Here is a 20,746-nt window from a genome sequence, read left to right as displayed (position 1 = left end):
ACCCGGCCATGGCGCACGCGCGCGGCGGGCGCGCCGCGGGCGCGCTGCCAGGCCCTGTTGCGGCGCGGTCCGGGCGTTCGGCCCGAGGCAACGCGCCATTTTACATTCCTCTTTCGCCTCGTTATCGAATGCACCTGACGACACGAGGCTTGGGCAAGAGGCTTGGGACCGACAGATGGCCGACGGGGGCACCCTTCTCATCGCGATCGCGCTTCTACCGTTTCTCGGCGCGCTAGTGCCCGGCCTGATGATCCGGGCCGGGCGCACGGCCTGTGCCAGCTTCACGGCGGCCCCGACGGCGCTGGCGCTGGTGATGCTGCTGGTTCTTGTTCCTTCCGTCATGCGGGGCGAGGTGATTCAGGCCGAGTTCGCCTGGCTGCCGCAGTTGGGCCTGTCGGCGTCGTTCTTCCTTGACGGGCTCGGGCTTCTGTTCGCCGGCATGATCCTTGGCATGGGTCTGCTGATCACGCTTTACGCCCGCTTCTATCTGTCGGGCGACGACCCGATGGGCCAGTTCTATACTTATCTGCTGCTCTTCCAGGGTGCGATGCTGGGGATCGTCCTTTCAGACAACATCCTGCTTCTGCTGGTGTTCTGGGAACTGACCAGCCTGTCGTCCTTCCTTCTGATCGGCTATTGGAAGCATCTGCCCGAAGGCCGTCAGGGCGCGCGCATGGCGCTCGCGGTGACCGGCGCGGGCGGGCTTGCGATGATCGGCGGCATGCTGATCCTCGGCAATATCGCGGGCAGCTACAACCTGACCGACATCCTGCAGGCGGGCGACGCGATCCGCGCGTCCGAATGGTACCTGCCCGCGCTGATCCTGATCCTGATCGGCGCCTTCACGAAATCCGCGCAGTTCCCGTTCCATTTCTGGCTGCCGCACGCGATGGCCGCGCCGACGCCGGTGTCGGCCTACCTGCACTCGGCCACGATGGTGAAGGCGGGCGTGTTCCTGATGGCGCGGATGTGGCCGGTCCTGTCGGGGACCGAGGCCTGGTTCTACATCGTCTCGACCACCGGCCTGATCACCATGGTGCTTGGCGCGCTGATCGCGCTGTTCAAGGACGACCTGAAGGCGCTTCTTGCCTTCTCGACCGTCAGTCATCTTGGCCTTCTGACCATGCTTCTGGGCTTCGGCACGCCGCTTGCGGCCATCGTCGCCGTCTTCCACATCATCAACCACCTGACGTTCAAGGCCGCGCTCTTCATGACCGCGGGCATCATCGACCACGAGACGCACACCCGCGACATCAAGCGTCTGGGCGGATTGCGTCACGTGATGCCGATCACCTTCGCGATCGGCACGGTCGCCGCGCTGTCGATGGCCGGCATGATCCCCCTCAACGGGTTCCTGTCGAAGGAGATGATGCTTGAAGAGGCCGCCCACACGGTCTGGGGCGGCAGCCATCTTGCCGTGCCAGTGGCCGCGACCCTCGGCGCGATCCTGTCGGTGGCCTATTCGCTGCGCTTCATCGCCCATGTCTTCCTTGGCCCGGTCCGCGACGACTATCCGTCGAAGCCCCACGATCCGTCGTTCGGCATGTGGGCCGCGCCGGCACTGCTGGTCGTGATGGTGATCGCAATCGGCCTCTTCTCGGCGCTGATCGTGGGCCCCCTCGTGGCAGTGGCCGGCGGCGCCGTGATCGGGGACCAGAAGCTTCCCTACTATTCGCTGAAGATCTGGCACGGGGTCACCCCGGCCCTTTACATGTCGATCATCGCCTTCGCCGGCGGCTTCGCGCTGCTGGCCCTGCACCCGCGGCTTAACCGGATCTGGGCCGCCCTGCCCCGCCCCGAGGCCAAGGCGATCTTCGACCGCCTTGTGTCCGGGGTCGCGGGCCTGTCGCGCGGCATAACCGAGGGCCTGCATACCGGCGCCATCAGTCGCTATCTTGCCATCTTCGTCGTGACGTCGGTGGGGCTTGGGTTCATCGCGTGGAGCGGCGGCGGCCTGCCGCCCCCGACGCGGACGCTGCTTCCGATCCCGCTTGAGATCGCAGCGGGCTGGACGCTTCTCGTCGTCGCCACGATCGCGGTCGTCACCATGCACCGGCAGCGCTTCCAGGCGCTTGTGCTGATCGGGATCATCGGACTGATGGTCTCGTCCGGGTTCGTCTACCTGTCGGCCCCCGACCTTGCCCTGACGCAGATCTCGGTCGAGACGGTGACGATCATGCTGCTGCTCCTTGCGCTGCATTTCCTGCCGAAGGAGACCCCGGTGGAAAGCCCGGCCGCCCTGCGCCTGCGCGATGCGGGCATCGCCGTCGTCGCGGGGCTTGGCGTCGCCGCGCTTGCCTATGCGTTCCTTCTGCGCGACGTCAGCACGATTTCCGACTTCCACCTGGCGAATTCCTACTCGGGCGGGGGCGGCACCAACGTGGTGAACGTGATCCTCGTGGACTTCCGCGGCTATGACACCTACGGCGAGATCATCGTGCTAGGCATCGCCGGGCTGACGATCTTTGCCATGATGGAGGCGTTGCTGAGCGGCCCCGCCGCGCGCCGCCTGCGCACGGCCGACTATTCGCAGGACCGCTCGCGCGACCGGCATCCGCTGATGATGGTCGTTGCGACGCGCGTGCTGATGCCCATCGCGGTGATGGTGGGCGTCTACATCTTCCTGCGCGGACACAACCAGCCGGGCGGCGGTTTCGTCGCGGGGCTTGTCATCTCGATCGCGCTTCTGATGCAGTATATGGCATCGGGCTTTGCCTGGACGCAGGCGCGCAAGCGGATCGAATACCACACGATGATCGGCTGGGGCGTGGTGATCGCGGGCCTTACGGGCGCGGGCGCGTGGCTTGCCGGAAAGCCCTTCCTCACCAGCGCCTATACCTATGTCCACCTGCCCCCGATCGAGGAGTTCGAGCTTGCGACCGCCGCCCTGTTCGACCTTGGCGTTTTTCTGACCGTGCTGGGGGCGGTGATGCTGATGCTCTACAGCCTGTCGCGGATCGCGCGCTATGCCGGCGAATCCGTGAACGTCGGACCCATGGACTATGACCCGTCGGAGCGCACCGACGAAGTCGGGCGGGAGGGCTGACATGGAGGTCCTCATCGCCAGTTCCGTGGGGATCCTGACCGCCGGCGGCGTCTATCTGATCCTGCGTCTGCGGACCTTTCCGGTGATCCTTGGCCTTGCCCTTCTGTCCTATGCGGTCAACGTCTTCATCTTCGCCAGCGGGCGGCTTGCCGTCGACATGTCGCCGATCCTGTCGAAATACGACGAGGCGACCTATACCGACCCGCTGCCGCAGGCTCTGGTTCTGACGGCGATCGTGATCTCGTTCGGGATGACGGCGCTTCTGGTGATGGTCGGGCTTGGCGCCTTTTTCGAAGCCGGCTCGGACCGCATCAACCTTGACCGGTCCGAGGACGAGCCGACCCCTGACGAGGCCGCGAAATGAGCGACTGGATCATCGCGCCCGTCGTCCTTCCGGCGCTTCTCGCGCCGCTGATCGCCTTCGTCATGCGCCATGACATCACGCTGGCGCGCTCTGCCTCGATGGCGGGCACCATCGCCCTTGTCGCCATCGCCATCGGGTTGACCGCCATGGCCGCCGACGGCACCACGCATGTCTATCGTCTTGGCGACTGGCCGGCGCCCTTCGGTATCGTGCTTGTCCTTGACCGGCTGTCGGCGCTGATGGTGCTGCTGACTTCGGTTCTGGCGCTGATCGTCCTGCTGCACGCCATCGCCACCGGATGGGACGCGCGCGGGCGGCATTTCCATTCGCTGTTCCAGTTCCAGCTCATGGGGATCTGCGGGGCCTTCCTGACCGGCGACGTCTTCAACCTGTTCGTGTTCTTCGAGGTGCTGCTGATCGCGTCCTACGGGCTCATGATCCATTCGGGCGGGCGCGACAGGATGCGGGCGGGCCTGCAATACGTGGTGATGAACCTCGCCGGATCGACCCTGTTCCTGTTCGCGCTCGGCACGCTTTACGCCAGCACGGGCACGCTCAACATCGCCGATCTTGCGGTGAAGGTGGCGCTTGTCCCGCCCGAGGACGCCGCCCTGATCCGCGTGGCGGCGATGCTTCTGATGATCGTCTTCACGGTGAAGGCGGCGCTGTTCCCGGTTCAGTTCTGGCTGCCGGCGACCTATGCGAACGCGCCCGCCCCTGTCGCGGCACTCTTCGCGATCATGACGAAAGTGGGCGCCTACGCGATCCTGCGCGTCCATACGATTGCCTTTGGTCCGGGGATCGAGGCCACGTCCGACATGGCGCCGACATGGCTGTTCCCGGCCGCGCTTGCCACCATCGCGCTGGGCGCCTTCGGGGTGATCGGCGCGCGGCGGCTGATGCCGCTGATCGCGTTTTCGGTGATCGGATCCATGGGCACCTTCATGGTCGCCGTGGCGGCGTTCTCGCCACAGGCGACGACGGCGGCACTTTACTACATGGTGCATTCGACTTTCGCGGCCGCCGCGCTTTTCCTCGTGGCCGACCTTGTCGTGTCGCGCCGCCAAAGCGACAGCTTGTCAGCCCTCCCGGCGACGGTGCAGAACGGCCTTTATGCCGCGCTGTACTTCGGGGCGGCGATCGCCATGGCGGGGATGCCGCCGCTCAGCGGGTTTCTGGGCAAGCTTCTGGTGCTCGACGCGCTGCGCACCCCGGGCCAGATCGGCTGGACGTGGAGCGCGATCCTGATCGGGTCACTTCTGACCATCGTGGGCTTCGCCCGCGCGGGAAGCACGATCTTCTGGAAGTCGACCGCCACGGTGCCCGTCGCCCCATCGGGCGAGCCGACCAAACCGCAGATCGCCGCCGCGCGACCGGCCGAGATCGCGCCGGCGATGGCGACACTTGCGCTTCTGGCCGCGCTTGCCGCATTCGCCGGGCCGGTCGCCGCGTTTCTCGAGGCGACATCCGCGCAGCTGTTCGACCGCACCGGCTATGTCGCGGCCGTGCTGGCCCCCGGCGACGAGGGCTGACCCATGCTCGCACGTCTTGTCCCCCATCCCTACCTGAGCCTTTCGCTGACGGTCGTCTGGCTGGCGCTTGTCAACAAGATCACGCTGGGCAATCTGCTGCTTGGCGGCGCGCTTGGCATCGTGATCCCGCTTCTGACCGCCGCCTACTGGCCCGATCGACCCCGGGTCGCCCGCCCCCTGCGTATTGTCGAATACATCCTGATCGTCCTGTGGGACATCGTGGTGGCGAACGTCCAGGTCGCGGCGATCATCCTGTTCAAGCGCGAAAAGGACATCCGCTCGGCTTGGATCGTCGTGCCTCTCGAGATCACGTCGCCCGAGGCGATCACAGTGCTGGCCGGGACTATCACCATGACGCCGGGCACCGTGTCGGCCATGCTTGGCGCCGATGGCGGCGCCATTCTGGTTCATACCCTGCACACAGATGATCCCGACGGCGTCCGGGACGCCATCAAGGCCCGTTACGAACGGCGACTGAAGGAGATTTTCCCATGATCGCAGCCGCGCTTACCTTCGCCTTCGCCTGCTATGCGGTCGCCCTGCTGCTTGACCTCTGGCGCATCGTGCGCGGCCCCGACAGCGCCGACCGCATCCTTGCGCTGGACACGATGGTGATCAACGTGATCGCGCTGTTCGTGCTTTACGGGGTCTGGCGCGGTACGGCCGTCTACTTCGAGACGGCGATGCTGGTCGCCATGGTCGGCTTCGTGTCGACGGTGGCCTATTGCCGCTTCGTCCTGCGCGGCGACATCATCGAGTAGGAGGCCGAGATGGACGTCTTTGTCGAAGCCCTGATTGCCCTGTCTCTGGTGGTAAGCGGCATCTTCGGGTTCGTGGGCTCGTTCGGGCTGATCAAGCTGAAGACCACCATGCAGCGGCTGCACGCGCCGACCAAGGCCACGACCCTGGGCGTGGGCGGCGTGCTGATCGCCTCGATGCTCTACTTCGGGCTGATCGAAGGGCACCTGTCGTTCCACGAACTTCTGATCACGCTGTTCCTGTTCCTGACGGCCCCCGTGACCGCCAACTTCATCGCCAAGACCTATATGGTCCGCAACGTCCCGCCGCGGGAACTTCCCGACACCGGGCGCGACCACGGATGGGCCGCCTACGACGAACCCCCGACCAAGTCCTGAAGTCGCGACGGGGCGCGTGGCCTAGAGCCGGGGATGGCGGTCGCGGTCAAGGCTGGCCCGGCCGATCATGTGCGCGGCAAGGGGGGCGGTCAGCAGAAGGAAAAGGACGGCGACCACGCATTTCGCCGTGGTCGAGGTTTCGGCGAAGACCATCGCCGCAGCCGCAAGGATCAGCGACGCGCCCAGCGTGCCCGCCTTGGTCGACGCATGCATCCGCGTCAGCACGTCGGGCAGCCGGATGACGCCGATGGCGGCGATCAGCGTGAAGATGGCCCCGCCCAGGATCAGGATGCCCGCCACGATCTCGGTCATTGGTCCGTCTCCCTTGCTTGGTCCTTGTCCCGCCGCTGCGCCTCTTCGCGCTCGGCATAACGGGCCAGCGCGACGGTCGCGAGGAACCCGATCAGGGCGACAACGATCGCCACGTCGAGAAAGGCGGTGCTTTGCGCGAAGATCGCGTAAAGCCCGCAGAACGCCATGATCGAAATCGTCATCATGTCCAGAGACACGACGCGGTCGGCAAGGCTTGGCCCCTTGGCGATGCGATAGAAGCCAAGCGCGATGGCGATCATGACGATCCCGAAGGAGATGTCGATCGCCCAGGACAGGAAGTCAGCAGGGTTCATTCGAAGACCTCCCGCACCATGCGCTCCATCCCGTCCTTGAGCTCGCGGACCAGCGCGTCGGGATCATCGGCGAACATCGCGTGCACGATCAATGTCTTGCGGTCAGGCGTCACGTCCAGGCTGAGCGTGCCAGGCGTGAGCGAGATCAGGTTCGTCACCAGAAGGATCTCGAAGTCGCTTTCGACGTCGAGGGGCATCTCGATGATCGCGGGATTCGACTGGTGGCGGGGCGTGACCACGTCCCAGGCGACGCGCAGGCTGGACACCAGAAGCTCGTAAAGGAAGAAGGCCGCAAGCCTCAGGATGCGCCAGACGCGCCGGAAATACCCTTGCGGTTCCTCGAACAGGGGCTGCGCCATCCACAGGCCGGCGAACCCAAGCGCGAAGCCCACCAGAAGCGACGGCAGCGTGAAGGACGCGGTCAGCGCGGCCCAGACCACCGCAAGCACGATGTTGAGCGCAAAGAGGTTCATCGCCCGCCCCCCAGCACCGTCGAGATGTAATCCGAGGGGTCTAGAAGCTGCGCCGCAGACCGTTCGGCGAAGGCGACGAAGGGTTCGGGGAAGAGGCCGATCACCACCGTCAGCGCCGCCATAGCGGCGATCGGCAGCATCAGCGGCAGCGCCGCCGACCGATCGATGCGCGACATCGCCGGGTCGACCCCCTTTGGGTGCGGCTTCCAGAAGACCTCGCCCCAGATCTTCGTCATCGAGAAGATCGTCAGAAGCCCGACCGCAAGCGCGATGAAGGCCACGACCCAGGCCTCGACGTCGAGAGAGGCCTTCACGAGGATGTACTTCGCCCAGAACCCCGACAGCGGCGGAAAGCCGGCCAGCGAGAAGGCGGGCACAAGGAAGAGGACGGCCAGAAGCGGCGCCGACTTGTAGAGCCCGCCGATCTTCGACAGATCCGTCGACCCCGTCAGGCGCTGCGCCACGCCCGCGACAAGAAAGAGGTTGGCCTTCACGATGATGTGGTGGACGAGGTAGAAGACCGCGCCCACGATCGCAAGCGGCGTGAACAGCGCAAGGCCAAGCACCATATAGCCGATCTGGCTGACGATATGGAACGAGAGGATCTTGCGGAAGTCGTTCTGCGCCGCCGCGCCAAGCACGCCCGTGATCATCGTCAGGCAGGCGACCCACAGCAGGATTTCATGCGTGAAGCCGATGTCGCCGGTGAAGACCAGCGTGAACATCCGGATCAGAGCGTAGACGCCCACCTTGGTCAGAAGCCCCGCGAAGACCGCCGAGACCGAGAACGCCGGCGTGTGGTAGCTGGCCGGCAGCCAGAAGAAAAGCGGGAAGACCGCGGCCTTCATGCCGAAGGCGATCATGAAGAGAACCGAGACGACGGTGATCAGGCCCTGATTCTCGACCCGCGGGACGACCAGGGCAAGGTCGGCCAGGTTCAGCGTGCCGGTCAGGCCGTAAAGGATCCCCGTCCCGGTCAGGAACAGAACGGTCGAGACAAGGTTCAGCGCGACGTACTTGACCCCGCCGTCGATCTGCTCGCGGCTGTTGCCCAGAACGAGAAGCCCGAAGGACGAGATCAGCATGACCTCGAACCAGACGTAGAGATTGAAGAGATCGCCGGTCAGGAAGGCCCCGGTCACGCCCGCGATCAGCACCTGGAACAGCGCGTGATAGCCAAGCCGTTCCTGTTCCTCGGTGATGTCGGACAGGGCGTAGACCGCGACGGCAAGCCCGGTGATCGCGGTGATCACGACCATGACCGCGCTCAGCAGGTCGGCGACCAGCGTGATCCCGAAGGGCGCCGCCCACTGGCCCATCTGCGCAGAGATCACGCCCTCGCGCAGGACCGTGGCCATCAGCACGCCCGACGCCAGCAGCGACAAGAGCGACCCCAGCACCGAAATCCACCGCCCCGACGCACGGTCGCGCAGCAGATAGGCCACGACGGCGGTGGCGAAGGGGATGATGAGCGGAAGCGAGAGGAGCCAGCTCACTTCGCCTCCTCCTTGGGCTCGGCCACCCGCATGGCGTCGGTGTCAAGCGTGCCAAGCGTCCAGTAGGCGCGCAGGGTCAGAACCAGCGCGAAGGCGAACAGCCCGAACCCGATCACGATCGCGGTCAGCACCAGCGCTTGCGGCAAGGCGTTGGCCACCAACGACAGCGGCTCGTCGGCGCCCTCGGGCACCAGGGGCGGCGCCCCCGGCGTCAGCCGGCCCGAGGCGAAGATCGCCAGGTTCGCCCCGTTCGACATGAGGATCAGCCCGAAGAGAAACCGCAGAAGGTTCCGCGCGAGCATCAGGTAGATCGCGGTCGCGAAGAGGACGCCGACAAGGACCGAAAGGACGATTTCCATCTCAGATCGCCTCTTCCAGCGCGAAGACAAGCGTCAGGATCGACCCCATCACGACAAGGTAGACGCCGATGTCGAAGACCAGGACCGACGAGATCGGTAGCCCCTTGTCGGTCTCGGTCGCGCCGAGAAACAGCCATTGGCCGGTGAAGAACCCGTCGCCGAAGGCGATGGCCATCACCCCGGCCAGAAGCGCGATCCCAAGACCCGCCATGGCAAGGTTTTCCGGCCGGACACGCAACGCGCGGCGGGCGCTGTCGGTGCCGCAGGCGATGGCATAGACGACGAACCCCGTGGCCCCGATCAGCCCGCCGATGAAGCCGCCGCCCGGTTCGTTGTGGCCACGCAGAAGCATGAAGACCGAAAAGACCAGAAGCAGCGCCACCAGAAGCCGCGTGCCCGCCATCAGGATGATCGAGTTCATCGCGCGCTCCCCTTCCGTCCGCCCTTGAGCAGCGCAAAGGCGCCCAGCGCGGCGATCACGACCACCGCGATCTCGCCAAAGGTGTCAAGCGCGCGGAAGTCGACAAGGATGACGTTGACGATGTTGCGGCCATAGGCCTCGGGCCAGCTTGCATCCTCGAAATAGTCGGTGATCTTGCGATCGATGGGCCCGGCGGTGGACATCAGCATCACCAGCATGATGACCGTGCCGATCGCGCTGGCCAGGATCGCGTCGAAGGGCCTGAACCGGCCCGCGCCCGCCGTCTCGGACAGGCGCGGCAGACGCAGCGCAGCGACGGCGAACAGCACCACCACCAGGGTCTCGACCAGCAGTTGGGTGATCGCCACGTCCGGCGCGCCGAAGATGATGAAGATCAGCGCGACCCCGATCCCCACGGCGCCAAGCCCGCCGATCGCCGCGATGCGCGAGTCCGTCATTGTGGTCAGGCCCGCCCCGGCCACGATCAGCGCGACCACCGCCCAGTGCTTGATCTGCAGGTTCGGCATGGCAAGCGCATGCGAGAAGCCGCCGCGCAGCAGCAGCGCGCCTCCAACCCCCACAAGGATCGTCGCAAAAACGATGTAGAGATAACGCCGCATCACGCCCGATTGCAGCACCCGGGTCTGCCAGCCCGCCACGGCCTTCAGGGCGTCGATCCAGCCATCCCAGCTGCCGTCAAGGCTGGGACCCCGGGCCTCGACCGCGGCGACAAGTCCCCGCAGGCGGCGATGCCCGGCATAAAGCGCGAAGCCCAGAACGAAGGTTGCGATCGACAGCATCAGCGGGATGTTCACCCCGGCCCAAAGCTTCAACGCCTTCGCCTCTTCGGGCGATCCCAGGATCGCGCCCACGCCGGGCTCGATCAGCGTCACGGCGATCAGCGCCGGCGCAAGCCCGAAGGCGACCCCGGCCGCGGCCAGGATCACGGGGCCCGTCAACATCTGCCAGGGCGCCTCGTGCGGCGTCTGGGGCAGAGGGCCACCGGCCGGCCGCCAGAAGGGCCGGAAGGCCACGATGCCGGCGGCCGCGAACATCAGCGCGTTCGCGGTCAGCACCGCGGCCGAGACAAGGTAGGGCGCTTCCTGCACGGCGATGGCGCCGGCGTATTTCAGCTCCTTGCCGATGAAGCCGATGAAGGGTGGAAAGCCCGCCATCGACAGCGCCGCGATCCCGCCGGCGATGGCCGTGACCGGCATGGCCCGCGCCAGCCCCCCCAGCAGGTTGACGTCGCGTGTGCCGGTGCCGTGATCGACGTTCCCGGCCATCAGGAACAGCGCCGCCTTGTACAGCGAATGCACCACAAGAAAGGTCATCGCCGCGGTGATCGCATAGCCTGAATCCTGCCCGAGGTAGAGCGTCAGCGTTCCCAGCGCCATCAGCGTGGTATAGGCCAGCGTCTGCTTCATGTCGGTCTGGCGGATCGCCATGAAGCTGGCGAAGACCGCCGTGACCGCGCCGAAGATCGTCAGCGTCCAGAACCAGACGTCGCTGCCCGACAGGGTCGGATGCATCCGCGCCAGCAGATAGACCCCCGCCTTCACCATCGTCGCCGAATGCAGATAGGCCGATACCGGCGTTGGCGCCGCCATGGCGTTGGGCAGCCAGAAGTGGAACGGCACCTGCGCGGACTTGGTGAAGGCGCCGGCCAGGAACAGCAGCAGGATCGGAAGGTAAAGTGCGTTGGTCAGAACCGCATCGCCCTGCGCCCGGATCTCGGACAGCTCGAAGGTGCCGGCGACGGCGCCGATCAGCACGATCCCCGCCAGCAGCGCAAGCCCGCCGGTTCCCGTCACCAGAAGCGCCTGCAGCGCATTCCGGCGCGACTGGCCCTCGGCATGGTTGAAGCCGATCAGCAGGTAGGACGTGACGCTGGTCAGTTCCCAGAAGACGAACAGGGTCAGAAGGTTGTCGGCCAGCACCAGCCCGAGCATCGACAACATGAAGAGCGTCAGGAACAGCATGAAACGGACGAATTGGGGATGCCCGCGCAGGTAGGTCCCGGAATAAAGGAACACCAGCGCGCCGATCCCGGAAATCAGCAGCCCGAACGTAAGGCTCAGCCCGTCGACCCAGAAACTCAGGCTGACGCCAAGGCTCGGAACCCAGGGCCAGACGACGCGCAGCGTCTGACCTGCCGCAACCGACGGCATCGCCTGGACCAGCACGACAAAGATCGCCGCGGCAAGTGCCACGGGGATCCATCCCGCCACTGTCATACTGGGCGTATGAACGCCCTCGCTCTTGGCCATGCCGAACCGCTCGTCTGTCCCTGCGCCCGACGCGGGACGCCCGCGCCATCGCGGCGCGCGTTTCTTCTGCACCCGGAAACCCCGTACGGCTTTCCGGACCCGCGGATATATGGGGCATTGGCTCCGAAGTTGAAATCGAAAAAGCCGGCGCTATTGATAGAGGAAATCTATCGAAAGCTCCCATGCCCTCGCTCCAGCAACTTCGCTACCTCGTCGCGGTCGCCGACACGCTCCATTTTCGGCGCGCCGCCGAACTCAGCCATGTCACCCAGCCCACATTGTCGGCCCAGTTGAAGGAACTCGAACTGCGGCTCGGCGTGACCCTTGTCGAACGCAACCGCTCGCGCGTGCTGCTGACGCCGGTCGGTACCGAGGTCGTCGACCGGGCCCGCCGCGTCCTGCGCGAGGTCGACGAAATCCGCCAGACGGCCCAACGCGGCCAGCGCCCCCTGTCGGGCACCCTGCGCGCCGGCGTCGTCCAGTCGCTGGGCTCCTACCTCTTTCCACTGATCGCACCCGACCTGCACGACACCTACCCAGCGCTTCGGCTCTACATCCGCGAAGGCCTGCCCGAGACCCTGCTGCGCCAGCTCGAGGCCGGCACGCTCGATTTCCTGTTCCACCCCCTGCCCATCGAGCGACGCGACATCGAAACCGTGGCGATCTTCGACGAGCCGCTGATGGTGGTGATGCCGCGCGATCATCCGCTTGCCGCCGGGGCGACGGTCGATCGCCGCCGATTGAAGGGCGAAACCCTGCTGACGCTCGAGCCGGGGCACCGGCTTTACGAACAGATGCGGGCGCTGGCCGAGGAATTCGAGGCCGAACTCAGCCACGACTACGAAGGTACAAGCCTTGATACCCTGCGCCAGATGGTGGCGATGGGCATGGGCTTGTCGCTTTTGCCCGCGCTCTACGTCCGCTCGGAGGTGGCGCGCGAGACGCTTGTGACCGCGCGGCCGATCTCTGGCGCACCGCCATCGCGCACCGTCGGGATGGCCTGGCGCCGGGGCACCGCCCACGCCGAGGAATTCCGGCAGCTCGCGCGCCTCGCCGCCCGGGTGCTTGCCCGCGATGCCCCGGAAGTCCGCGTCACCTTCGCCGACCCGACCATCTGATCGCCAGCAGTCGGTGTCTTCTCGTCGGAAATACTCCGGGGGCGCGGGGGGAGAGCCCCCGCAGGCGTGCGCCGGTTCAGCGCCCCCCGTCCACGTGCATCGCCTTGAACGTCATCGTGGTCAGCGACCTGGCGATCCCCGGAATGTCGAGAAGACGGTCGTTGATGAAGACACCCACATCCTCGCCCTCGGGGATGTAGATCTTGGCGAGCAGATCGAAATCGCCGCTTGTCGAATAGAGCTCGGACACGATTTCGCGCAGATAGACCTCGCGCGCCACATCGTAGGTCTTGCCCGGATGGCAGCGCAGCTGAACGAAAACGCAGGTCATCGACCCCTCCCTGAACGCTCCTGTCTTGCTCTAGCGCGTCGGAACGGCGCTGACCAGACTTGCGCGGGGCAGGTGGCGCGGTCACTATCGCGACTGGGGAGAGATCACAGTCCCGATGACGCGCGAACCTGAATTCGACGCCTCGCCGAAAATATCGGACGAGGTCAGAAAGACGACCTGCTACATGTGCGCCTGCCGCTGCGGCATCGACGTGCACATGAAGGATGGACAGGTCCGATACATCGACGGGAATCGGGACCATCCGGTCAACCGCGGCGTTCTTTGCGCGAAGGGCAGCTCGGGGATCCGCCAGCACACCTCACCCGCCCGGCTGCGCGCGCCGCTGCGCCGGATCGGCCCGCGCGGCTCGGGCGAGTTCGCGGAGATCGGCTGGGACGAAGCGCTGGACCTCGCCGTCTCGTGGCTGAAGCCCCTGCGCGACACCGACCCGTCGAAACTTGCGTTCTTCACCGGCCGCGACCAGAGCCAGAGCTTCACAAGCTACTGGGCGCAAAGCTTCGGCACCCCCAACTATGCGGCGCACGGCGGCTTCTGCTCGGTGAACATGGCGGCGGCCGGGATCTACACCATCGGCGGTGCGTTCTGGGAATTCGGCCAGCCCGACTGGGAGCGCACCAAGATGTTCGTGCTTTTCGGCGTGGCCGAGGATCACGATTCGAACCCGATCAAGATGGGCATCAGCAAGCTCAAGGCCCGCGGCGCGAAGGTGATCGGGGTCAACCCGATCCGCACCGGCTACAACGCCGTGGCCGACGACTGGTACGGGATCACGCCCGGCACCGACGGACTGCTCATCCTGTCGCTCGTCCATTGCCTGATGAAGGCGGGGCGCATCGACCTCGACTATCTCGCGCGCTGGACCAACGCCCCCTGCCTTGTGGACGAAGACCCCGCCTCGGACACCCACGGTCTTTTGCTGCGCGACGCCGCCGGCAAGGAGCTTGTGATCGACCGCCGCACCGGCAAGCCCGTGGCCTTCGACGCGCCGGGCGTCCGTCCCGACCTGTCGGCGACCTGGCGGCGCGCGGGCGTCACGCACCGCCCCGTCCTGCACCTCATGGCCGAGCGCTATCTGTCCGACGCCTACGCGCCCGAGGCCGTGGCCGAGCGTTGCGGTCTTCCCGCCGAACGCATCCGGACGCTGGCGGCGGAACTGGCCCGCACGGCCTTCGACGAGGCGATCACGATCGACCGTCCCTGGACCGACTTCCGCGGCGAGCGGCACGAGACCATGGTCGGCCGCCCGGTCGCCATGCACGCCATGCGTGGCATCTCGGCCCATTCGAACGGCTTCCAGACCGCCCGCGCGCTGCACCTGCTGCAGATGCTTCTGGGCACCATCGAAACGCCCGGCGGCTTCCGCATGAAGCCGCCCTACCCCAAGCCCGCATCGGTCCACCCTCGACCGCACGGCAAGGCGGTGCCGGGCCAGCCGCTCGACGGGCCGCACCTGGGCTATGTCCAGGGACCGGACGACCTGCTTTACCGAGACGACGGCACGCCCGCGCGCATCGACAAGGGCTTCACCTGGGACAACCCGATGAGCGCGCATGGCCTCATGCATATGGTGATCCCGAACGCGCATGCGGGCGATCCTTACCGGATCGACACGCTCTTTCTCTACATGGCGAACATGGCGTGGAACTCGTCCATGGGCACCCGCCGCGTCATCGATATGCTGACGGACACCGACGCGGCCGGCGATTACGTCATCCCGCGCATCATCTATTCCGACGCCTATTCGTCCGAGATGGTCGCCTATGCCGACCTGATCCTACCCGACACGACCTATCTGGAACGCCACGACTGCATCAGCCTTCTCGACCGCCCGATCTGCGAGGCCGACGCGGCCGCCGATGCGATCCGCTGGCCCGTGGTCGAACCCGAGCGGCCCGGACATGCCGGCGTGCGCGGTTTCCAGTCGGTGCTTCTCGATCTTGGCGCGCGGCTTGGCCTGCCGGGCTTCGTGACCGCGGAGGGAGGCCCGAAATACCGCGACTACGCCGACTACATGGTCAACCACGAACGCAAGCCGGGCATCGGCCCCCTGATGGGCTGGCGCGGCGCCGACGGCACCAAGACGGGGCGCGGCGCGCCGAACCCGGACCAGCTGCAGCGCTATATCGACAACGGGGGGTTCTGCGTCACTCATATCCCGGACGAGGCGCTGTTCTACAAGCCATGGAACCAGGCCTATCAGGACTGGGCCGTGGGCATCGGACTTTACGACGCGCCGCAGCCCTATCTCTTCTCGATCCTGTCCGAACCGATGCGCCGCTTCCAGATGGCGGCCGAAGGGAAGGGGCGGCGCCAGCCGCCCGATCACATGCGCGACCGCGTCCGCCTTGCCATGGACCCGCTGCCCACCTGGTATCCGGCCTTCGAGGATGCCGCGACCGACCACACGGCCTTCCCGCTTCACGCCCTGACCCAGCGCCCGATGGCGATGTATCATTCCTGGGGCAGCCAGAACGCCTGGCTGCGGCAGATCCACGGATCGAACCCGTTGTACCTGCCCACGGCCGTCTGGCTGGCGCAGGGCTTCCGCGACGGCGACTGGGCGCGGGTGACCTCGCCCCATGGCGAGATCACCGTCCCGGTCGCCCACCACGCCGCCCTGAACCCCGAAACCGTCTGGACCTGGAACGCCATCGGCAAGCGCAGGGGCGCCTGGGCGCTCAGCCCCGACGCGCCCGAGGCGACGAAGGGCTTTCTTCTGAACCACCTGATCCACGAGCTTCTGCCCGAGCGCGGCGATGGGCACCGATGGGCGAACGCGGACCCGGTGACCGGCCAGGCCGCCTGGTTCGACCTGCGCGTCCGGGTCGAGCGCGTTCCCGCGCCGGCCAACGCCGATCCCGACCTGCCGCCGCTGCGCAGCGCGGTCCAGCCCGCGCCACACGCCCCGGCCCGGACGGCGCGCGCATGACGTCGCTTCCCGCCCGCACCGAAAGGTCGCTTGGCCTTGTGATCGACCTCGACACCTGTGTCGGCTGTCACGCCTGCGTCACCGCCTGCAAGGGCTGGAACACCGAAGCCTACGGGGCGCCCCTGTCGGACGCCGACCCCTTTGGCGCGAACCCGGCGGGGGCCTTCCTCAACCGCGTCCATTCCTTCGAGATTCAGCCCGAAGCCGGGCCAGCGCAGATCGTGCACTTCCCGAAGTCGTGCCTGCATTGCGACGACGCGCCCTGCGTGACGGTCTGCCCCACCGGTGCAAGCTACAAGCGCGCCGCCGACGGGATCGTGCTGGTGAACGAGGCCGACTGCATCGGCTGCGGCCTGTGCGCCTGGGCCTGCCCCTACGGCGCGCGCGAGATGGACCCGACCGAGCAGGTGATGAAGAAATGCACGCTCTGCGTCGACCGCATCGACAACCCGAACCTGCCCGAGGAAGACCGCCTTCCCGCCTGCGTCCGCACCTGTCCCGCGGGCGCGCGGCATTTCGGCGACCTGTCCGACCCCGACAGCGACGTGTCGCGGCTTGTGGCCGAACGTGGCGGCATGGACCTCATGCCCGAACAGGGCACACGTCCGGTCAACAAGTACCTGCCCCCGCGCCCCAAGGACCAGCCGGCCGACCTTGACGTGCTGGCCCCGTTCCTTGCCCCGCTGGCCGAGACGCCGCAGGGCTTTCTGGGCTGGCTCGACCGGACGCTGGACCGGCTGGGCTGATGCATCCCGCGCCGTCGCTCATCGTCTTCACGACGCTGTCGGGGCTTGGCTTCGGCCTGATGGCCTTTCTTGGCCTCGGGATGCCGCCGGTCGCGGGCTGGGTCGCCTTCGCCTTCTACGCCCTCGCCTTCGCGCTGGCCGGTGGTGGCCTGTTGGCATCGACCCTACATCTTGGACACCCCGAACGCGCGCTCAAGGCCTTCAGCCAGTGGCGGTCGAGCTGGCTGTCGCGCGAAGCCTGGCTGTCGGTGGCGGCGCTGGTCGTCAACGGGCTTCACGGCGCGGCGCTTGTGGTCTTCGGCGCGCGGATCGGTGCGCTGGGGGTTCTGGGCGCAGCACTCGCTCTGGCCACGGTCATTGCCACGGCGATGATCTATACCCAGCTCAGGACCGTGCCGCGCTGGCATCACTGGTCGACGCCGGCACTCTTTCTTGCCTATTCCGTCACCGGTGGCGCGCTTCTGGCCGGCCAGACAAGCCTTGCCTCGATCCTCTTCCTGCTGACCGGCGTGTTCCAGCTTTGGGTCTGGCAGGACGGGGACAAACGCTTCGCGCGGTCCGGGACAAGCATCGGCAGCGCCACCGGCCTTGGCGACAGGGGGGCGGTCCGGGCCTTCGAACCCCCGCATACCGGCACGAACTATCTGCTGACCGAGATGGTGCATGTCGTGGCGCGCAAGCACGCGGCGAAGCTGCGCGTCATCGCATTCGTGCTGGCCTTCGCCCTGCCCTGGGCGATCCTCCTGGGTCTGCCGTTTTCGCACGCTCTGGCGGCCCTCACCGTGCTAAGCCACGTGGCCGGGACCGCCTGCGCGCGCTGGCTGTTCTATGCCGAGGCCGAGCACGTCGTCGGCCTCTACTACGGCAAGCGTTAGGGGCCGTTCAGGCCGTGCGCCCGTCTTCGCGGCCCCCGCGCCAGCCGGTGATCTCGCCCACGATCGCGCCGATGCCCACCAGCGACAGCGCGATGACGAAAAGCCAGCCAAGGAAGGGTACCAGCGCCAGCACACCGGCGATAAGCGCGCCGGCGCCTGCCGCGATGGCGCGTTCGGCCAGGCTGTCAGGCTCGTCCCGGCCGATCAGCAGAAGTAGGCCCACGCCAAAGGCATAGGCGCCGACCACATAGCCGGAAAGCGCGCTTGCCCCGGCCAGAAGCATTATGCCGGGCACCAGAAGCAGGCCGATCAGGGTCATCGCGACGACGACGACCGAACCGATGATCGCCGACTGCGCCACGAAGCCCACGCCCATGGTCCGGAACGGCGCGGCCAGCGCCCTGCGGCGCATGTCGGCCAGGCGATCGGGGATCAGGGCGGCGATCAGTGCCGCCAGAAGCGCCACCATGATCACGCCGCCCAGGAACCGGCCGATCAGGTCGCGCGCGCTTGGCAGGGCGCGCGGAACCGCCTGGCTTTCGAACTCTTCGAATTTGCGGCGCGTGATGCGGTCCGCCGGGATGACGGACTCGGGCACGACCACGTCACCCATGTCGTCTTCGAAGATGGTCAGCGCGCCGCCGATCCGTGCGCCCGGCTCGAAGCGCACCGTTTCCGCGCCAAGGACGACGTCCCCCGCGATCTCGGCCCCGATCCGAACCTCTTCCCCGCCTAGAAGGGCGTAGCCGCCGACCAGGCCCGCGATCACGACCGTCGAGCCCGCCGCGCGCAGGTCGCCGCCGATCGCGCCTGAAAGGCGCAGGTCCTGCCCCGAGGCGGACAGATCGCCGGCCACGTCCCCGGTGACGGTGACCGACTGTCCAAGGGCGTGGACGTCGCCGCCGGCGGCCCCGTCAAGGGTCACGTCCTGCCCGGCAAGATACGCGGATCCCGCAAGGTCGGCAGTCGCCCGCACCCGCTGTCCCGCCGCGAAAAGATCGTCTCCACCGGCGGCTTCGAAGGTGACGGTCCTGCCTGCAAGGAAGGTGTCGCCGCCGATCGAGAACCGCGCTTCGTCCTGGGCGGCGACGGGGCCGGCAAGAACCGCGAGGATGAATGCAATGGCATGAATGCGCATGTTGGCCTCCTGAAATGACTCGCGGCGACGATAGGCAACGCGGCTCGCCCGCGCCTTGAGAAAGATCAACGGCGCCGGGTCGCCGCGACGCCCAGCGCCACGCCGCCGATCACCAGCGCCGAGGCAAGGACCACCCGCAATGTCACCGCCTCGCCCAGCAGCACCGCCCCCCCTGCCAGCGCGATCACCGGCACGGTAAGCTGTGAAAGCGCGGCCGTCGATGCCGCAAGCCGGGGCAGGACGGCATACCACAGCGCGTAGCCAAGGCCCGAGGTCACCACGCCGGACAGCGCCGCAAGCAGCACGCCCGAAGGGGCCATCGCGTCGGCGACCACGATCCAGGCCAGCAGCCCGACGGGCGCAGCCCAGACGAAGTTCGCCGCCGTCTCGGCCAGCGGGTCGGTCGCCCCGCGCCCGATCAGCGAATAGACCCCCCAGCCAAGCGCGGCCGCCGCCATCAGGGCCGCCCCGCCCGCGTTCGGCACCGCCGCCCCGGCGGGCCAAAGCAGCCAGACAAGGCCAAGGACGGCCACCCCGGCCCCGGCCCAGCGCAGGGGTGAGGGGCGTTCCCCCCCGATCAGCGCGCCCGCGAACATGGTGATCTGCACCCCGCCGAAAAGGATCAGCGCGCCAACGCCGGCATCGAGCGTCACATAGGCGAAGGAAAACCCCAGAACGTACAGCGCCAGCGCGCCGGCCCCCTTCCAGCGGCCCTTGGCGGCAAGCGGCAGGGCACGGCCCCGCAGACGAAGAAGGACGGCCAGCGCCGCCGCGCCAGTCAGAAGGCGGACGGCGGCGAAGGCCGCCGGCCCGGCCCCGCCCCCCGCGAGGGCCAGACGGTTCAGGACCGAATTTGCCGCGAAGGCCGTCATGACCAGCGCCACCAGAAGCCCGAGGCGCAGCGCGGCGGTCACGTGCGACGGACCCGGAAGGGGATGACCCGCGCAAGATCCGCGTCCGCCAGACCCGCCTCGGCCGCCGCGGCGAAGTTCCCGCGCGCGGCCGTCAGGGCAGGCAGGTTTTCGCCCGCCGCCTCGGCGATGCGCAGGAACAGGGTCTGGTCCTTCACCACGCCGGCGACGGGAAAGCCGACCTCGTCGTCCTCGCCCAGGATCTTCGGCACGCGGGTCCGGAACGACGGGTTCGACGCGGGACTTTCCCGCAGAAGCTCGACCATCGTGGGCAGGTCAAGGCCAAGGCGCGCGCCCAGGCGCATCGATTCGATCATCGCCTGCCAGGCCCCGCCAAGGGCGACGTTGTTGACGATCTTCGCGGCGTGCCCGGCGCCAAGGGCGCCGACCGGCACGGCCCGCGGCGTCAGGTGGACGGCGATCGGCGCGAAGCGCGCGACGTCGCTTTCCGCGCCGCCGACGAAGAGGCCGATCGTTCCGGCGGCCACCATCTCGGGCCCACCCGAGATCGGCGCATCGATGATCCGTCCGCCTGCGGCCTCGATCGCCGGGGCGGCACTTCGCACCACCTCGGGCGACACCGTGCTTGTCTCGACCAGAAGCCTGCCCGACAGGTCGAGGGCGGCCAGGCGGGACAGAACGTCCGTCACCGCCGCCTCGTCGAAGAGCGACAGAAGAAGGACGTCCGCGGCCGACACGGCGTCGGCAAGCGAGGAAACCGAGGCGAACCCGGCCGCGCGCGCGGCGGCCGGGTCGATGCCGCTGCGCGTCCAGCCGGTCACGGCATACCCTTGCATCGCCAGCCGCGCCGCAAGGGCGTGGCCCATCCGGCCAAGGCCGATCACGCCGATCCGTTCGTCCATGGATCTCTCCGGTGTTCGTCAATCGCGCGAACCCTGCACCCTGCATGGCAGGGGGGCAAGGCCGCGCGCCGAAAGAAAAAGGGCGCCCGAA

21 protein-coding genes are annotated in these 20,746 nt (G+C 67.3%); 10 read left to right on the top strand and 11 right to left on the bottom strand.

Annotation, left to right across the window (positions count from 1 at the left end):
• Window positions 1-175: 175 nt before the first annotated feature.
• The 6 genes from ACRDNQ_RS10425 to ACRDNQ_RS10400 are packed head-to-tail and all read left to right on the top strand — an operon-like array spanning window position 176 to window position 6,078.
• Window positions 176-3,046, top strand: a complete 2,871-nt coding sequence (locus ACRDNQ_RS10425; protein ID WP_431828580.1) for a monovalent cation/H+ antiporter subunit A — start codon at window positions 176-178, stop codon at window positions 3,044-3,046.
• A 1-nt stretch (window position 3,047) separates the two neighbouring features.
• Window positions 3,048-3,410: a Na+/H+ antiporter subunit C gene (locus tag ACRDNQ_RS10420; RefSeq protein ID WP_431828579.1), complete on the top strand. Its 363-nt coding sequence runs from the start codon at window positions 3,048-3,050 to the stop codon at window positions 3,408-3,410.
• The gene (locus ACRDNQ_RS10415) at window positions 3,407-4,942 is read left to right on the top strand and encodes a monovalent cation/H+ antiporter subunit D (protein ID WP_431828578.1); all 1,536 of its coding nucleotides are present in this window, start codon (window positions 3,407-3,409) and stop codon (window positions 4,940-4,942) included. The genes ACRDNQ_RS10420 and ACRDNQ_RS10415 overlap by 4 nt, the downstream gene beginning before the upstream one ends.
• Before the next feature lie 3 nt (window positions 4,943-4,945).
• Entirely contained in the window at window positions 4,946-5,437 is a 492-nt protein-coding gene (locus ACRDNQ_RS10410) for a Na+/H+ antiporter subunit E (RefSeq protein ID WP_431828577.1), read from the top strand.
• Complete coding sequence (locus ACRDNQ_RS10405; protein ID WP_431828576.1) at window positions 5,434-5,703, top strand: K+/H+ antiporter subunit F; 270 nt, start codon at window positions 5,434-5,436, stop codon at window positions 5,701-5,703. Before ACRDNQ_RS10410 ends, ACRDNQ_RS10405 begins: the two co-directional genes overlap by 4 nt.
• Window positions 5,704-5,712: 9 nt before the next feature.
• Window positions 5,713-6,078 carry a Na+/H+ antiporter subunit G gene (locus ACRDNQ_RS10400; RefSeq protein WP_431828575.1) on the top strand — a complete coding sequence of 122 codons (366 nt, stop codon included), beginning with the start codon at window positions 5,713-5,715 and terminating at the stop codon, window positions 6,076-6,078.
• A 21-nt stretch (window positions 6,079-6,099) separates the two neighbouring features.
• Here the strand turns inward: ACRDNQ_RS10400 and mnhG are convergent, their stop codons facing one another.
• From mnhG to ACRDNQ_RS10365, 7 genes are read right to left on the bottom strand one after another with little or no spacing between them, the layout of a single operon-like run.
• Window positions 6,100-6,390: a monovalent cation/H(+) antiporter subunit G gene (gene mnhG, locus ACRDNQ_RS10395; protein WP_431828574.1), complete on the bottom strand. Its 291-nt coding sequence runs from the start codon at window positions 6,388-6,390 to the stop codon at window positions 6,100-6,102.
• Complete coding sequence (locus ACRDNQ_RS10390) at window positions 6,387-6,704, bottom strand: monovalent cation/H+ antiporter complex subunit F (RefSeq protein ID WP_431828573.1); 318 nt, start codon at window positions 6,702-6,704, stop codon at window positions 6,387-6,389. The genes mnhG and ACRDNQ_RS10390 overlap by 4 nt, the downstream gene beginning before the upstream one ends.
• A complete protein-coding gene (locus ACRDNQ_RS10385; protein ID WP_431828572.1) occupies window positions 6,701-7,177 on the bottom strand; it encodes a Na+/H+ antiporter subunit E in 477 nt (158 codons plus the stop codon). Before ACRDNQ_RS10385 ends, ACRDNQ_RS10390 begins: the two co-directional genes overlap by 4 nt.
• Complete coding sequence (locus ACRDNQ_RS10380) at window positions 7,174-8,673, bottom strand: Na+/H+ antiporter subunit D (RefSeq protein ID WP_431828571.1); 1,500 nt, start codon at window positions 8,671-8,673, stop codon at window positions 7,174-7,176. The genes ACRDNQ_RS10385 and ACRDNQ_RS10380 overlap by 4 nt, the downstream gene beginning before the upstream one ends.
• Window positions 8,670-9,032, bottom strand: coding sequence for a Na+/H+ antiporter subunit C (locus ACRDNQ_RS10375; protein ID WP_431828570.1), 363 nt, complete (start codon window positions 9,030-9,032; stop codon window positions 8,670-8,672). The genes ACRDNQ_RS10380 and ACRDNQ_RS10375 overlap by 4 nt, the downstream gene beginning before the upstream one ends.
• Window position 9,033: 1 nt before the next feature.
• Window positions 9,034-9,453, bottom strand: coding sequence for a Na+/H+ antiporter subunit B (locus ACRDNQ_RS10370; RefSeq protein ID WP_431828569.1), 420 nt, complete (start codon window positions 9,451-9,453; stop codon window positions 9,034-9,036).
• Complete coding sequence (locus tag ACRDNQ_RS10365; protein WP_431829112.1) at window positions 9,450-11,690, bottom strand: putative monovalent cation/H+ antiporter subunit A; 2,241 nt, start codon at window positions 11,688-11,690, stop codon at window positions 9,450-9,452. The genes ACRDNQ_RS10370 and ACRDNQ_RS10365 overlap by 4 nt, the downstream gene beginning before the upstream one ends.
• A 215-nt stretch (window positions 11,691-11,905) precedes the next feature.
• On the opposite strand from ACRDNQ_RS10365, the gene ACRDNQ_RS10360 reads away from it, so the two are divergent.
• Window positions 11,906-12,841: a LysR substrate-binding domain-containing protein gene (locus ACRDNQ_RS10360; protein WP_431828568.1), complete on the top strand. Its 936-nt coding sequence runs from the start codon at window positions 11,906-11,908 to the stop codon at window positions 12,839-12,841.
• A gap of 76 nt (window positions 12,842-12,917) precedes the next feature.
• Here the strand turns inward: ACRDNQ_RS10360 and ACRDNQ_RS10355 are convergent, their stop codons facing one another.
• Window positions 12,918-13,172 (bottom strand): Lrp/AsnC ligand binding domain-containing protein, encoded by a 255-nt coding sequence (locus ACRDNQ_RS10355; RefSeq protein WP_431828567.1) that lies wholly within the window; start codon window positions 13,170-13,172, stop codon window positions 12,918-12,920.
• Between the two features lie 115 nt (window positions 13,173-13,287).
• On the opposite strand from ACRDNQ_RS10355, the gene ACRDNQ_RS10350 reads away from it, so the two are divergent.
• The 3 genes from ACRDNQ_RS10350 to ACRDNQ_RS10340 are packed head-to-tail and all read left to right on the top strand — an operon-like array spanning window position 13,288 to window position 17,743.
• Entirely contained in the window at window positions 13,288-16,122 is a 2,835-nt protein-coding gene (locus tag ACRDNQ_RS10350; RefSeq protein WP_431828566.1) for a molybdopterin oxidoreductase family protein, read from the top strand.
• Entirely contained in the window at window positions 16,119-16,868 is a 750-nt protein-coding gene (locus tag ACRDNQ_RS10345) for a 4Fe-4S dicluster domain-containing protein (RefSeq protein WP_431828565.1), read from the top strand. The genes ACRDNQ_RS10350 and ACRDNQ_RS10345 overlap by 4 nt, the downstream gene beginning before the upstream one ends.
• Window positions 16,868-17,743: a dimethyl sulfoxide reductase anchor subunit family protein gene (locus ACRDNQ_RS10340; RefSeq protein ID WP_431828564.1), complete on the top strand. Its 876-nt coding sequence runs from the start codon at window positions 16,868-16,870 to the stop codon at window positions 17,741-17,743. Before ACRDNQ_RS10345 ends, ACRDNQ_RS10340 begins: the two co-directional genes overlap by 1 nt.
• 7 nt (window positions 17,744-17,750) lie before the next feature.
• Here ACRDNQ_RS10340 and ACRDNQ_RS10335 read toward each other — a convergent pair whose 3' ends face one another.
• The 3 genes from ACRDNQ_RS10335 to ACRDNQ_RS10325 all read right to left on the bottom strand — a co-directional run bounded on the left by ACRDNQ_RS10335 (window position 17,751) and on the right by ACRDNQ_RS10325 (window position 20,655).
• Window positions 17,751-18,881, bottom strand: coding sequence for a bactofilin family protein (locus ACRDNQ_RS10335; protein WP_431828563.1), 1,131 nt, complete (start codon window positions 18,879-18,881; stop codon window positions 17,751-17,753).
• Window positions 18,882-18,946: 65 nt separating this feature from the next.
• Complete coding sequence (locus tag ACRDNQ_RS10330; RefSeq protein ID WP_431828562.1) at window positions 18,947-19,795, bottom strand: DMT family transporter; 849 nt, start codon at window positions 19,793-19,795, stop codon at window positions 18,947-18,949.
• A complete protein-coding gene (locus ACRDNQ_RS10325) occupies window positions 19,792-20,655 on the bottom strand; it encodes an NAD(P)-dependent oxidoreductase (protein WP_431828561.1) in 864 nt (287 codons plus the stop codon). Before ACRDNQ_RS10325 ends, ACRDNQ_RS10330 begins: the two co-directional genes overlap by 4 nt.
• Window positions 20,656-20,746: the final 91 nt, after the last annotated feature.

Origin of the sequence: Saliniferula longa, from assembly GCF_050789285.1 — a bacterium.
Classification (GTDB): Bacteria; Pseudomonadota; Alphaproteobacteria; order Rhodobacterales; family Rhodobacteraceae; genus CAVPWP01.
The sequence above is the reverse complement of the archived record's forward strand: the minus strand, read 5'-3'. Positions and strand labels throughout refer to the sequence as shown.